This is a genomic window from Ensifer sp. ENS07 (genome assembly GCF_014852185.1).
Lineage (GTDB): Bacteria > Pseudomonadota > Alphaproteobacteria > Rhizobiales > Rhizobiaceae > Ensifer > Ensifer adhaerens.
Genome location: NZ_JACVBE010000010.1, coordinates 1 through 13376, shown reverse-complemented (window position 1 = coordinate 13376; position 13376 = coordinate 1). Strand labels below are relative to the sequence as shown.

11 protein-coding genes are annotated in these 13376 nt (G+C 62.8%); 2 read left to right on the top strand and 9 right to left on the bottom strand.

What is annotated here, in order from left to right:
- Positions 1–2: 2 nt before the first annotated feature.
- The 9 genes from IB277_RS25395 to chvI form a co-directional block, all read right to left on the bottom strand.
- Complete coding sequence (locus IB277_RS25395; protein ID WP_090295144.1) at positions 3–734, bottom strand: nucleotidyltransferase family protein; 732 nt, start codon at positions 732–734, stop codon at positions 3–5.
- A gap of 10 nt (positions 735–744) precedes the next feature.
- Positions 745–2256, bottom strand: coding sequence for a tRNA (adenosine(37)-N6)-threonylcarbamoyltransferase complex ATPase subunit type 1 TsaE (tsaE, locus tag IB277_RS25390; RefSeq protein ID WP_110819714.1), 1512 nt, complete (start codon positions 2254–2256; stop codon positions 745–747).
- On the bottom strand, positions 2256–4736 hold the full coding sequence (locus tag IB277_RS25385) for a PAS domain-containing sensor histidine kinase (protein ID WP_192372013.1): 2481 nt from the start codon (positions 4734–4736) through the stop codon (positions 2256–2258). The genes tsaE and IB277_RS25385 overlap by 1 nt, the downstream gene beginning before the upstream one ends.
- 306 nt (positions 4737–5042) lie before the next feature.
- Positions 5043–6443 carry an adenosylhomocysteinase gene (gene ahcY, locus IB277_RS25380; RefSeq protein ID WP_110819723.1) on the bottom strand — a complete coding sequence of 467 codons (1401 nt, stop codon included), beginning with the start codon at positions 6441–6443 and terminating at the stop codon, positions 5043–5045.
- 166 nt (positions 6444–6609) lie between these two features.
- Positions 6610–6900, bottom strand: a complete 291-nt coding sequence (locus IB277_RS25375) for an HPr family phosphocarrier protein (RefSeq protein WP_043624332.1) — start codon at positions 6898–6900, stop codon at positions 6610–6612.
- A complete protein-coding gene (locus IB277_RS25370; protein WP_034801684.1) occupies positions 6900–7301 on the bottom strand; it encodes a PTS sugar transporter subunit IIA in 402 nt (133 codons plus the stop codon). The genes IB277_RS25375 and IB277_RS25370 overlap by 1 nt, the downstream gene beginning before the upstream one ends.
- 156 nt (positions 7302–7457) lie before the next feature.
- On the bottom strand, positions 7458–7916 hold the full coding sequence (locus IB277_RS25365) for an HPr kinase/phosphorylase (RefSeq protein WP_110819716.1): 459 nt from the start codon (positions 7914–7916) through the stop codon (positions 7458–7460).
- On the bottom strand, positions 7913–9646 hold the full coding sequence (locus IB277_RS25360) for a sensor histidine kinase (RefSeq protein ID WP_246812825.1): 1734 nt from the start codon (positions 9644–9646) through the stop codon (positions 7913–7915). The genes IB277_RS25365 and IB277_RS25360 overlap by 4 nt, the downstream gene beginning before the upstream one ends.
- 239 nt (positions 9647–9885) lie before the next feature.
- The gene (chvI, locus tag IB277_RS25355; protein WP_034801691.1) at positions 9886–10611 is read right to left on the bottom strand and encodes a two-component system response regulator ChvI; all 726 of its coding nucleotides are present in this window, start codon (positions 10609–10611) and stop codon (positions 9886–9888) included.
- Positions 10612–10935: 324 nt separating this feature from the next.
- On the opposite strand from chvI, the gene IB277_RS25350 reads away from it, so the two are divergent.
- Together IB277_RS25350 and arfB are read left to right on the top strand one after the other, a co-directional pair.
- A complete protein-coding gene (locus tag IB277_RS25350; protein WP_060608919.1) occupies positions 10936–12546 on the top strand; it encodes a phosphoenolpyruvate carboxykinase in 1611 nt (536 codons plus the stop codon).
- 203 nt (positions 12547–12749) lie between these two features.
- The gene (gene arfB / locus IB277_RS25345; RefSeq protein WP_034801693.1) at positions 12750–13184 is read left to right on the top strand and encodes an alternative ribosome rescue aminoacyl-tRNA hydrolase ArfB; all 435 of its coding nucleotides are present in this window, start codon (positions 12750–12752) and stop codon (positions 13182–13184) included.
- Positions 13185–13376 lie beyond the last annotated feature (192 nt).

The following is a 13376-nucleotide window of genomic DNA, read 5'->3' as shown; positions in this document are numbered from 1 at the left end:
GCTCATCCCTCCGGCTGGTGGCGGCGGATCGCCGCCTCCGCTTCGCCGATCGCCTCGGGCGTTCCGACCGTCATCCAGTGACCGTCGAGCAGCAGGCCGTAAAGACGGCCTTCTTCGGCGGCGCGATCGAAGTAGATGTTGAGATTGAAGGCGTCGTCGGGCGCGTCGGCAAAAAGCCGGGAGTGAAGCGCGATCGCGCCGGCATAGACCACCGGGTTCGGCAGGCCTTCGGCGTAGCGCGTGAGCTTGCCGTCGTCACCCAGCGAGAAATCCCGCTTGCCGTTGTGGCCGGTCGTATCCTCGTCGCGCACGCAAAGGAGCAGCATGTCCATGCGCTCCGCGTCGAAGGCGGCGGCCAGGCGCGTCAGGTTGCTGGGCTTGCCCTTGGGCTCGCCGACCCAGAAGAGATCGGCATTCATCACCAGAACCGGCCCCTCCGGCAGCAGTTTCAGCCCCTTGGCGAGACCGCCGCCGGAATTCATCAGCGCCTCGCGCTCGTCCGAAATCACGATCTCCGGGGCGCTGCGTTGGCTGAGATGGCCTTCCATCAGGTCGGCGAAATGATGCACGTTGACCGCGGCCGTGCTGACGCCGGCCTCCACCAGGAGGTCCAGCACGTAGTCGATCATCGGCTTGCCGGCGATCTCGACGAGCGGCTTTGGTATGGTGTTGGTGATCGGACGAAGACGGGTGCCGAGGCCCGCGGCGAGCACCATCGCATTGCTGATCGACATTGATTCTCTGTCAGTTCGCTGATTCGGAAACGAGGATTCCGGTCTTCATACACCAGTCGTGCAAGGGTTTCAGCGATTCATGTGAAAGCGCCGCCTGAAGATAGGCGAAAGTGCGCGGCATGTGCTTCATGTAGCCGGGCTTGCCGTCGCGCTGCATCAGTCGCACCCAGATGCCGACGAGCTTGCAGTTGCGCTGCGCCGACATCAGGTGCCAGTCGCGAAGGAACATTGCCTCGTCGAAGCTACCACCCCCGCGCCGTTCGGCGAAATAAGCGTCCATCATCCGGCTTGCGAGCGAAGGCGGGATGGTGACGCGGGCATCCTGAACCAAGGACGCGACGTCATAGGCAGTCGGACCGATCATTGCGTCCTGGAAATCGATGAGGCCGATCCGGTTCAGACCTTCGCGTTCCCCGCGCCAGATGATGTTCGGCGAGTGAAAATCGCGCAGCAGCAGGTTCGTTTCGGATGTCTGCAGGAGGTCGATCAGGCCGTCCCAGATCTCTCCATATTCGCGCTTCTCGTCGTCGCTTGCCGGCGCGCCGCGTTTCCAGGGCAGATACCAGTCGGTCAAAAGCCGCGTCTCGATCTTCATCGCCGTCCGGTCGAAATCCGGAATGCGGTGGATCACAGTCGGCTCGACCTTGATCTCGGCCTCGGCCGGTTCCGCGTGCAGGCGAGCAAGCAGCCGCGCGCTCTCGATGTAGCGTTCGTCGATCGGCTCTCCGTCCGCATGGAGGACGCCCTCCGAGCCCAGATCTTCGATCAAGAGGATGCCCTGGTCGATGTCGCGGGCGTAGATTTCAGGCGCCGCAAAGCCGCGGGCAATGAGCATCTGGTCGACGGCGACGAAGGGAACGACATCTTCGGCGATATGCGCCAGCTGCTGATAGTACTTTCCGTCCTGAAGGATCGGGCCCGGCTTGTGCCGCGGCGAATCCATCAGAATCCGGCTAACGGAGCCGTCCGCCGGGTAAATGCGCTCATAGGCCCGGATCGAGGCGTCGCCGCTCAGGTGCCGCCGCCGCGCCTTGGAATGTCCGTTCGTATCGAGAAATTCGCGGATCGAAAGCGTTCGGGCGATGCGCTGCAGCGTGTCATCAGGCGCCGAAATATCGACGCGTCGCCCGTCCTTCTCGTGGGTGATCGCAAGCGTGATGCGACGTGAGGGGAGGGCGTCGTCCGCCCGTTCCGGCCATTCGACCAGGCAGATGCCCTGCGACAGGGCTTCATCGAAGCCCAGTTCGTCGAGCTCGCTGGAATCGGCCAGCCGGTAAAGGTCGAAATGCGCGACGGGTATGCGCAAGTCGTAGCTCTGGACCAGCGTGAAGGTCGGGCTCGGCACTTCCAGGCCGTCGTCATCGGCGACGACCCTCAAAAAGGCGCGCGCCAGTGTGGATTTGCCGGCGCCGAGATCGCCCGAAAGAGCGACGCAGTCGCCAGGCTTCAGGGCGAGCGCCAGGTCCTCACCAAGCTCGATCGTTGCCGCCTCGTTTGCAAGATGGCGCTCGATCGCCGGCATCATTCGGCCGCGACGGTGGCCGGCACGTCGGCCGAAGGGATGCGGCAGGTCACTTCCGTGCCTTCGCCTTCCTTGCTGCGGATCGAGACCGTGCCGTGATGCAGGCTGACGAAGCTCTCGACGATCGAAAGCCCGAGGCCGGCGCCGCCGCGCTGACCGTGGCTTTCAAAGCGGTTGAAGACCGTGTCGAGCACGTCCTGCGGAATGCCGGGGCCGCTGTCGGAGACCGAGAAGATGAAGTCGCTGCCCTCGCGGCGGCACGCCAGTTCGATGACGCTGCCATCGGGGGCGAAGTTCGCGGCATTGGTGAGCAGCTTGACGAAGATCTGCTTCAGGCGCTGCTGATCGGCGACCATCCGGCCGAGATTATCAGGTGCGGCGATCCGGAGCGTCACGCCGCTTTCGGTCAGACGGTCGGCCATCTGATACGCGATGTCGTCGAGGAAATCGGTGAGGCTGATGTCGGCAAGGTCGAGCTGGACGATGCCGGCGTCGACGGTCGCAAGATCGAGGATGTCGTTGACGATCGTCAGAAGCAGCGACGACGACGTGGCGATATGGTCGACATACTCTGCCTGGCGCTCGTTGAGGTCGCCGAAAGCCGGCGTCTTCAAGAGATCGGCAAAACCGATGATGTTGGTGAGCGGCGAGCGCAGCTCGTAGGAGACGTGGTGGACGAAGTCGTTCTTCAACGCATCGGCCTTGCGCAGCGCCTCATTCTTTTCGGTGAGCGCGCGCTCGACCCGGACGCTGTCGGTAATGTTGACGAAGGTCAGCATCGTCTGGGCGTTCGGCAGCGGGATGACCGCGTAGTCGAGAATCAGCCCGGTCCTGAGTTCGAGAATGCCGCGGCTGGAGGGCCGCTCGTCGTCGAAGCTGGTGATGATGTGGGTGAAACGCTTCCAGCCGTCGGGCTGGTCGTAGGAGATCAGGCAGGCCTGCTCGATCGCCTTGATATGCGTACCGGGTTTGGCTTCAGCCTCGCTGATGCCCCAGATCGCGCGAAACGCCGGGTTCGACAGGCGGATGCGGCCGTCCGGGCCGAACACCGCTACGCCTTCGGCCAGGTGATCGATGGTTTCGCCCTGGACCTGGACGAGGGTGTTGTAGCGCGTTTCGAGGTCGACCTTCTCGGTCAGGTTCTCGAACACCCAGGTAACGCCGCCCTGCGGGCGGGCGGTGGCAAAGACGCGCAATGTCTGTCCGTTCGGCAGGTGCCAAAGGTCGCTCTGTGTATCGAGCGCCTGGTAGACCGATAGTGCGTTCGCCTTCCACTGTTTCCAGTTGAGCTGTTCCGGCAGCTGGCCGCCGGCGCGCAGCCGATCGAGCACTTCGCCATTGTCCGGCTTGCGCTCCAAGAAGCCGATATCGAGGTTCCACAGGCGCTGGAAGGCCTGGTTGTAGAACTGCAGACGCTGGTTGCCGTCGAAGATCGCGACGGGCGTCGCCAGATGGTCGAGCGTTTCCGCATGGCTCTTGAGCGTGCGGTTGAGCTCTTCGCGCACGGCCTCGATCCCCGAAATATCGACTGCGATACCGGCCGAACCGGCGGCGCTGCGGGCGTCGACGACGTCGAAGAAGGTGCGGTTGCCGCGCACGACGGTCGAGACCTTGTCGTGGAAAGGCGTATCGAACGTCGAGACCGACCGGATCTTTTCACGCGCAACGGTCGCAAGCAACTCGCGCTTTTCCGCGACGGCGGTGGCGACATCGGGTGCCTCGACGGCGTCGGCATAGGCTTCGTTGACCCAGACGAGCGCGCCGTCGGTGCCGCGCTGCCAGACGGGCAGGTCGATTGCGTCGAGGAGCGTATGGAAGGAGCGAAGCGCGATATTGAGCCGGTCGTGTTCGAGCTTCAGTTCGGCGAGCTCCGCCCGCATGTTGTTGAGCGCGATGAAGCGCACAAAGGCGCGGCCGCCGGAAACGCGTCCCTGGGCTTCCAGCACTTCGTTGCGCTGCGTTTCGATGACGAGATCGAAGCTGCGGGCCTGGGTGCGAAGCGCCTCGATCGATTTTTCGAGCTCGCCTGCAGACGGCGCCTTGACCCAGCGGCCGAAGGCCAGGAAGTCGCGGTCGTCGGAAGGCGCGCCGGTTTCCGCCGGCAGCTGGCCGAGCAGTTCGGCGCGTTCGAGAAGCCCGTCCCAGATGACGATCCGGCGGTTCTTGTCGGCGACCAGCGCCTGGTAGCGCGAGAGGCGCTGGTTGGCGTCGGAAAGGTCGGACCTAAGCTCGCGGTTTTCCGCCTCGATGTTGCCGCGCTGGCGGATCAGCCAGATCGCCGAGATCATCGCAGCGGAAATGACGCCGATCAGCACGGAAAAGGTGACGACTTCCGACGAGCCGAAGATGCCGGCCTTTTGCGGGACAACCTGGGCGAGAGCATCCGTGGCGGTGAAAAGGGCGGTGCCGGCCAAAAGGCGGCGCAGGAATTTCGGACCCTTGCGGCGGATGGCCGGAAAATCTGTGTGGTCTTTGTTCATGGCGCTGCCATCCCCGTCTGTCCGAAGGGTGCTGCCGGCCTTGCTGCGCCTTGCACAGTTCCACCGGGGCCCTGTTCAAGGGTCCGCGTCAGTTCCGATTGCATCCCCGGTCTGTCTCCGTCTGTTTGCCGCTAATTCGACAAGACATCCCATCCGCGATGCCCAAGGTCCGCACCGGCATCACGAATCAATGGGTTAGAGCATACTTCCTAGTCGAATCGTCGGGAAGGGAGAGGCCCAAAAAAGCGGCCGCGCTCTCTTGTCAAGAACGCGGCCACAAGATGTTGTGGATTGCCCGGGTAAGGATCAGTACCGGTAGTGCTCAGCCTTGAACGGACCCTGCGTCTTCACGCCGATGTAGTCGGCCTGCTCTTCGGAAAGTTCCGAAAGCTTGGCGCCGAGCTTCTTGAGGTGCAGGCGAGCGACCTTCTCGTCGAGCGCCTTGGGCAGGACGTAGACTTCGTTCTTGTACTTCTCACCCTTGGTGAAGAGCTCGATCTGGGCCAGGACCTGGTTGGAGAACGAGGCCGACATCACGAAGGACGGGTGACCGGTGGCGTTGCCGAGGTTGAGCAGGCGGCCTTCCGAAAGCAGGATCATGCGGTTGCCCCTCGGGAACTCGATCATGTCGACCTGCGGCTTGATGTTCGTCCACTTCAGGTTACGCAGAGCCGAGACCTGGATCTCGTTGTCGAAGTGGCCGATGTTGCCGACGATCGCCATGTCCTTCATCTCGCGCATGTGGTCCATGCGGATGACGTCCTTGTTGCCGGTCGTCGTGATGAAGATGTCGGCCGACGAGACGACGTCTTCGAGCTGGACGACTTCGAAGCCGTCCATGGCGGCCTGGAGCGCGCAGATCGGGTCGATTTCCGTGACCTTGACGCGGGCGCCGGCGCCGGAAAGCGAGGCGGCCGAACCCTTGCCGACGTCGCCGTAACCGCAGACGACGGCGACCTTGCCGGCCATCATCACGTCGGTGCCGCGGCGGATGCCGTCGACCAGCGATTCCTTGCAGCCGTACTTGTTGTCGAACTTCGACTTGGTGACGCTGTCGTTGACGTTGATCGCCGGGAAGGGCAGCAGGCCCTTGGCCTGGAGCTGGTAGAGGCGGTTGACGCCGGTGGTGGTTTCCTCGGTCACGCCCTTGATCGCGTCGCGCTGCTTGGTGAACCAGCCCGGCGAAGCGGCAAGGCGCTTCTTGATCTGCGCGACGAGGATTTCTTCTTCCTCGGAGCCCGGGTTGGAGAGCACGTCCTCGCCGGCTTCGGCGCGGGCGCCGAGCAGGATGTACATGGTGGCGTCGCCACCATCGTCGAGGATCATGTTCGAGACGCCACCGTCGGCCCACTGGAAGATCTTGTCCGTGTAGGTCCAGTATTCTTCGAGCGTCTCACCCTTGACGGCGAAGACCGGAACGCCGCTGGCGGCGATCGCGGCTGCGGCGTGGTCCTGGGTCGAGAAGATGTTGCACGAAGCCCAGCGTACGTCGGCGCCGAGCGCGACCAGCGTCTCGATGAGGACGGCGGTCTGGATGGTCATGTGCAGCGAGCCGGTGATGCGCGCGCCCTTCAGCGGCTTCGAAGCGCCGAACTCTTCGCGGCAGGCCATCAGGCCCGGCATTTCCGTTTCGGCGATCGCAATTTCCTTGCGCCCGAAATCGGCAAGTCCGATGTCGGCGACGATGTAGTCCTGAGTGGTGGTCATGGAGTTCTCCGGGCTGATCTCTTCAAGCCGCGCGGCCTTGGCCATCTCCGCGGCGCGATTATGCCTCCCACGCCTATACGACGCGGTGAGAGTGCGACCGATCTATCAGGATTCAGGGTGGAGAGCAACCTCGATATAAAGAAGTCTTTATATCTTTATATTGCCGTCAGATTTCTTCGCCGAACTTGTCGGCGACCAGAGCGTCGAGCGCGTTCAGGGCTTCTTCGGCCTGCGCGCCGCTGGCGGTCACGCAAACGCTGCAGCCGGTGCTGGCGGCCAGCATCATCAGCCCCATGATCGAGGTTCCGCCAACGGTCATGCCGTCCTTCGAAACGGTGATCTCGGCGTCATAGGCCTCAACCGTCTGCACGAACTTTGCTGACGCCCGCGCATGCAGGCCTCGCTTGTTGATGATCAGCAGTTCGCGCGTCAGCGACATGTCGGGGCGGTGATCCATTACTTTCCACTCAGGACGCGGCTGGCGACGTTGATGTATTTCCGCCCGGCCTCGGAGGCCTCGACAAGTGCCTTGTCCATGTCGCTCTCGCCGCGCACGCCGGCAAGCTTGATCAGCATCGGCAGGTTGACGCCGGCGATCACTTCGACGGTGCCGCTGCGCATCACCGAGATGGCGAGGTTGGAGGGGGTCCCGCCGAACATGTCGGTGAGAATGATGACGCCGTTGCCTTCGTCGACATTGGTGACCGCGTCGAGGATATCCTGCCGACGCTGGTCCATGTCGTCCTCGGGGCCGATGCAGACGGTCTCTATAGCTTTTTGCGGACCGACAACATGCTCAAGCGCATGTCGAAATTCCTCAGCCAGCTTGCCATGGGTGACAAGCACAAGTCCGATCATGGGTATCTTCGCTCCAACTGCACACGCAATTCACTGATGGCCAGATATCGCAATGCAGCAATTTCGTCCACCTGTTGGGGAGGGCATCTTGGCAAGGAAAAGGGGAAGTGCAAGCCAAAAATGCCGAAATTCCGGTCGCGCTGACGGTAAATCGAGCTAGAAACCTATTTTTTCAGCGATGAGCGCCTGCAAAATATTGAGAACCTGGGCGCCTTCTTCAACGGGAACGCGAACAATCGGCAATACGCGCCCGAGTGGCAGGGGGAATGTCTCGTCTTCGGGCGGTAGCCGCGGGTCGAATGGGACGGCGACGGGCAGAATGGCCCAGTCCATCACGGCGGCAGGCACGGTTTCGATCGTGCCGATGCCGGAGCCGCGGATTTCGATGAGGCCGTGAATGGAGGGCGGGCAGCGCGCCACGATCCGGTCGTGTTCGAGCGCAAGATCCACCCGGTCGTCGGCGACGAGCGCTGCAAAATGTCCAGCCTGCCGGGCGGCCGTGATGCAGGCGAGCGCCAGTCTGGATTTGCCGCTGCCGGACGGGCCGGTAAGCAGGAAGCCGCGTGTCCCGAGCACGATTGCGGTGCCGTGGACATTGGCGCGGGCCGTTGTCACGCGTGCGGCTCGGCGGGCAGGGACAGGACGAAGCGCGCGCCGGTGATATGGCCATCCGGTCCGGCGATGTTCTCGGCCTTGAGCGTGCCGCCATGGGCTTCGGCGATCTGCCTGGAGATCGACAGCCCGAGGCCGGAGTTCTGTCCAAAATCCTCGCCTTCCGGCCGGTCGGTATAGAAGCGCTCGAAAATGCGGTCGATGTCTTCGGCCTGGATGCCCGGGCCGTTGTCCTCGACATAGACGAGGCAGCGCGAGCGCGAGCGGGTGAGGCGCACGGCGATCCGCCCGCCGTCCTCGGGAACGAAGGAACGGGCGTTTTCGATCAGGTTGGTGATGATCTGGCCGATGCGCAGGTCGTAGCCGCTGACGGCAAAGCGCGCCTTGGGGCTGTCCTTGCGGTCGATGACGAAATCGAGCAGCACCGCCTTCTTCTTGCTGCGGACCTGGCGCGAGATATCGACGAGGTCGCCGAGGAGTTTTTCGAGATCGATCGTCTTGGCGTCGCTGCGGGCAAGTTCCGCGTCGAGACGCGAGGCGTCCGAGATATCGCTGATCAGGCGGTCGAGGCGACGGACGTCATGCTGGATGACGTCCATCAGCCGCTTCTTCGATTCGTCGGTCCGCGCCAAAGGCAGCGTCTCGACGGCGCTGCGCAGTGAGGTGAGGGGGTTTTTCAGTTCGTGGCTGACGTCGGCGGCAAAGTTTTCGATCGCGGCGATCCGGTCATAGAGCGCAGTCGTCATCTCACGCAGCGCGACCGATAGGTTGCCGATCTCGTCCTGGCGCGAGGAGAAGTCGGGAATTTCCTCGCGCTCCTTGGCGCCGCCGCGGCGCACGCGCACCGCTGCTGCCGCAAGCCTGCGCAGCGGATTGGCGATCGTCGACGACAGAAGCAGCGACAGGATGATGTTGACGAGCGCCGCGACGCCGAAGACGCGGATGATGGCGAGGCGCTCGGCCTGGACGATCTTGTCGATGTCGCCGGCCTGGGTCGAAAGTAGGAGCACGCCGAGAACGGCGCGGAAGCGCTGGACGGGCACCGCCACGGAAACGATAAGCTCGCCCTTCTCGGTAACGCGCTCGACATAGCCGCGCACGCCCGTCAGAGCATTGGTCACCTCAGGGTAGATCGAGCCGTTGCCACCCGGCGGTTCTTTATAGAGCGGCAGATTGCCCGGCTGCAAAAGCTTGTTCAGCCAGCTGTTGAGTTTTTCGCCGATGCCCGTCGCCTCCGGCTCGATCGGCGGCAGGTCGAAGCGCAGCACCTGGCCGCCGCTATAGAGATGGCGCGAATCGAGCAGCAGGTCGGCGTCCGCGTCGAACAGCCGGGCGCGGGTGCGCGTCGGCGAGATCAGCCGCCTCAGAACCGGCGCGACACGCTCCTGGATGATCGGGAAGTCGAGATCCTCGTCGCTCGGCAGCGGCGTGATACTCTGGCCAGCCTGCAGCTCCAGCAGCTTTTCGGGATCGATGGTGATCGAATTGGTATCGACCGAGGCGGAAGCGGAGATCGCGCCGGCGATGATTTCGCCCTGGGTCAAAAGGCTTTCGACGCGCGCGTCGATCAGCCCCTCGCGGAACTGGTTGAGGTACATGATGCCGCCGACCAGAACGACGAGCGCCACCAGGTTGAAGAAGACGATACGGCGGGTGAGGCTCGAGAAGACGGCATTGCCGAAGAGACGACGAATGAGCGTGAAGGGATGCGCCCAGCGGCGCTGGCCCTTCAGTGCCTGGGCACGCCCGTCAGTGTCTTCAATGTCGCCGTGCAAGACTTCTACCAAATGTCCCGCTCCCGCGCGGACTGTCCTTCATAATCGTTCGATAGCGGCGGCGCTGCCGGCCGGTTGCGCCGCCTTCCATGGTTTTGATCCGAAGACGGCGGAGATCGTGTCGAGCCTCAGATGAGGCCATCACCATCGCGCCGCTTCAAATGCGCCACTCTGGGCGCGATGGCAAGCCCCGAGGCTCAGGCACTCTCCCGGAAACGATAGCCGACACCGTAAAGCGTCTCGATCATGTCGAAGTCGTTGTCGACCATCTTGAACTTCTTGCGCAGCCGCTTGATGTGGCTGTCGATGGTGCGGTCGTCGACATAGACCTGTTCGTCATAGGCCGCGTCCATCAGTGCGTCGCGGCTCTTCACCACGCCCGGGCGCTGCGCCAGCGAATGGAGAATGAGGAATTCCGTCACCGTCAGGGTCACCGGCTCACTCTTCCAGGTACAGGTGTGGCGCTCCTGATCCATCACCAACTGCCCACGCTCGAGCGAGCGCGACGGCGCGTCGGTTGCCTTGACGGTATTGTTCGGATTGGCGGCCGCGGCTTCGCGGTTGGCGGCGCGGCGCAGGATCGCCTTGACGCGTTCGACCAGAAGGCGCTGCGAAAACGGCTTGGTGATGAAGTCGTCGGCGCCCATCTTCAGGCCGAAGAGTTCGTCGATCTCTTCATCCTTGGAGGTGAGGAAGATCACCGGCAGGTCCGACTTCTGCCTCAGGCGGCGCAGCAATTCCATGCCGTCCATACGCGGCATCTTGATGTCGAAGATCGCAAGCTGCGGCGGCCGGGCGAGCAGGCCTTCGAGCGCGGAAGCGCCGTCGGTATAGGTCTCGACTTTGTAGCCTTCTGCCTCCAGGGCGATGGATACGGACGTCAGAATATTCCGGTCATCATCGACAAGCGCGATGGTCTGCATCGTGTTCAACTCCGTCTTTTGAGGTGCCGGTCCCGTCCCCGAAAACTCCGGCATTCGCGAGTCACGGGTGCGTTAGTGAGTATAAAGGTGGAACAAATTGTGGCGAAGCCCAAAAAGCACCTGTCGTGACGATAGGATAGGTCCCGTCAGATCGGTGTTCGGGAGGCCGATTTCAACCGATTAAAAAAACGTTAATTTTCTTTAAATCGATTAATATACTGAAATCATTATTCTTTTTTTGACGTCGCCTTGTTTTTGAGCGAGCATGCAAGTAAGGTCCGGCGAAATTCAACGCCAATGGCCAAACACGAAGGAAGCTTGACCATGGAGCAACTCGGCACTCGCAATCTCGCGAACGGCTTGGAAAAACTCGGCTTTATCGACCTGGAAACGGTTCGGTACAACCTCGAAGCCGCAGAGCTTTATGAGGAAGCTCTTCGCCGCGGCGAGGCTGAGCTGACGGCACACGGTGCGCTCGTCGCCCGTACCGGCCAGCACACCGGTCGCTCGCCGAAGGACAAGTTCGTCGTTCGCGATGCGAACACCGACGATCAGATCTGGTGGGACAACAACAAGCCGATGTCTCCGGAGCATTTTGCCCTGCTGCGCAAGGATATGCTTGAGCACGCCAAGGGCATGTCGCTCTATGTGCAGGACCTGGTTGGAGGCGCCGATGCCGACAACGCCCTGCCGACGCGCGTCGTTACCGAGTACGCCTGGCATTCGCTGTTCATCCGCAATCTGCTGATTCGCCCAGCCCGCGAAGCGCTCGGCTCCTTCCTGCCGAAGCTGACGATCATCGATCTGCCGAGCTTCAAGGCGGATCCGGAGCGCTACGGCTGCCGCACCGAGACGGTCATCGCCTGCGACTTCACCAACGGCCTGATCCTCATCGGCGGCACGTCCTATGCCGGCGAAATGAAGAAGTCGGTCTTCACCGTTCTCAACTACCTGCTGCCGAAGAAGGGCGTCATGCCGATGCACTGCTCGGCAAACGTGGGCGCGGCCGGCGACACCGCGATCTTCTTCGGCCTCTCCGGCACCGGCAAGACGACGCTTTCGGCCGACCCGACCCGCACGCTGATCGGCGACGACGAGCACGGCTGGGGCGAGCAGGGCGTCTTCAACTTCGAAGGCGGCTGCTACGCCAAGGCGATCCGCCTGTCGGAAGCCGCCGAGCCGGAAATCTACGCCACGACCCGCCGCTTCGGCACCGTCATGGAAAACGTCGTGCTTGACGAGCGCCGCGTTCCTGATTTCGACGACGGTTCGCTGACGGAAAACACCCGTTGCGCCTATCCGCTCGACTTCATCCCGAATGCCAGCGCCACCGGCACCGCACCGCAGCCGCGCACCATCATCATGCTGACCGCCGATGCCTTCGGCGTCATGCCGCCGATTGCCAAGCTGACGCCGGAACAGGCGATGTACCACTTCCTTTCCGGCTACACCGCCAAGGTCGCCGGCACGGAAAAGGGCGTTACCGAGCCGGAAGCCACCTTCTCGACCTGCTTCGGCGCACCGTTCATGCCGCGTCACCCGTCGGAATACGGCAACTTGCTGAAGGACCTGATCGCCAAGAACGGCGTCACCTGCTGGCTGGTGAACACGGGCTGGACCGGCGGCGCCTACGGCACCGGCAGCCGCATGCCGATCAAGGTGACGCGCGCTCTGCTCGCGGCCGCGCTTGACGGTTCGCTGAACGCTGCGGAACTGCGCACCGATGCCAACTTCGGCTTTGCCGTTCCGGTCTCGGTCCCGGGCGTCGACGACGGCATCCTCGACCCACGCTCGACCTGGGCCGATGGTGCAGCCTATGACGCACAGGCCCGCCGCCTGGTCGACATGTTCATCACGAACTTCGCCAAGTTCGAGAGCCATGTGGACGGCAGCGTTCGCGACGCGGCTCCCGGTACGAAGATCGCCGCCGAATAAACATTGTCGGCTATGATTCACGTGAAACCCGGTCCTTGTGGCCGGGTTTTTCGCTTTCGCGCCCGCTCTGTGTCCCTTTAAATCCCCTTCGATCTAAGGCGAGCCAAAGTGCTACGGCGACCTTTGCGCCTCTGATGAGACGCGCGGCGCCGCAGTGTTTTCAACGGGTTCGCTCTGTGCCATAGATCGGGCCGAGGTGAACCATGGCCAGCGACCCGCTCTACATAAACGACAATATCGTCCTTGCCGGCTGGGAGCTAACGGAGCAATTCGTGCTGGCCGGTGGCCCGGGCGGGCAGAACGTCAACAAGGTGTCGACCGCCGTTCAGCTGTTCTTCAACGTCCAGGCGTCTCCGGCGCTTTCCGATCGCATCAAGGCCAACGCCCTGAAGATCGCCGGCAAGCGCGCCTCGAAAGAGGGCGTGCTGATGATCGAGGCGAGCCGCTTTCGCAGCCAGGAGCGCAACCGCGAGGATGCGCGCGAGCGCCTGAAGGAGTTGATCCTGAAGGCTGCCGAACCCCCGCCGCCGCCGCGCAAGAAGACCAAGCCGACGCGCGGTTCCGTCGAGCGGCGTCTCAAGGAGAAGTCGGGTCGCGGGGAGATCAAGAAGCTCCGGGGCCGGCCTGGAGGCGATTGATTCTTTTTGCGGCTCCCTTGCCTTTTGGCGGGCAGCGCCCTCTCTTATCGAGCAGTGTTTTCGCAAAAGGAGGTGGCATGAAAGAGACCGCGTCCGCTGAGAGAACGGATCACTGAGATGGCGATGATGATTGAGGGACAGCCACGCTTCCGGCCTTTCGGCTTATCCTGTTGGGGTTTTGGAGATCTCAAC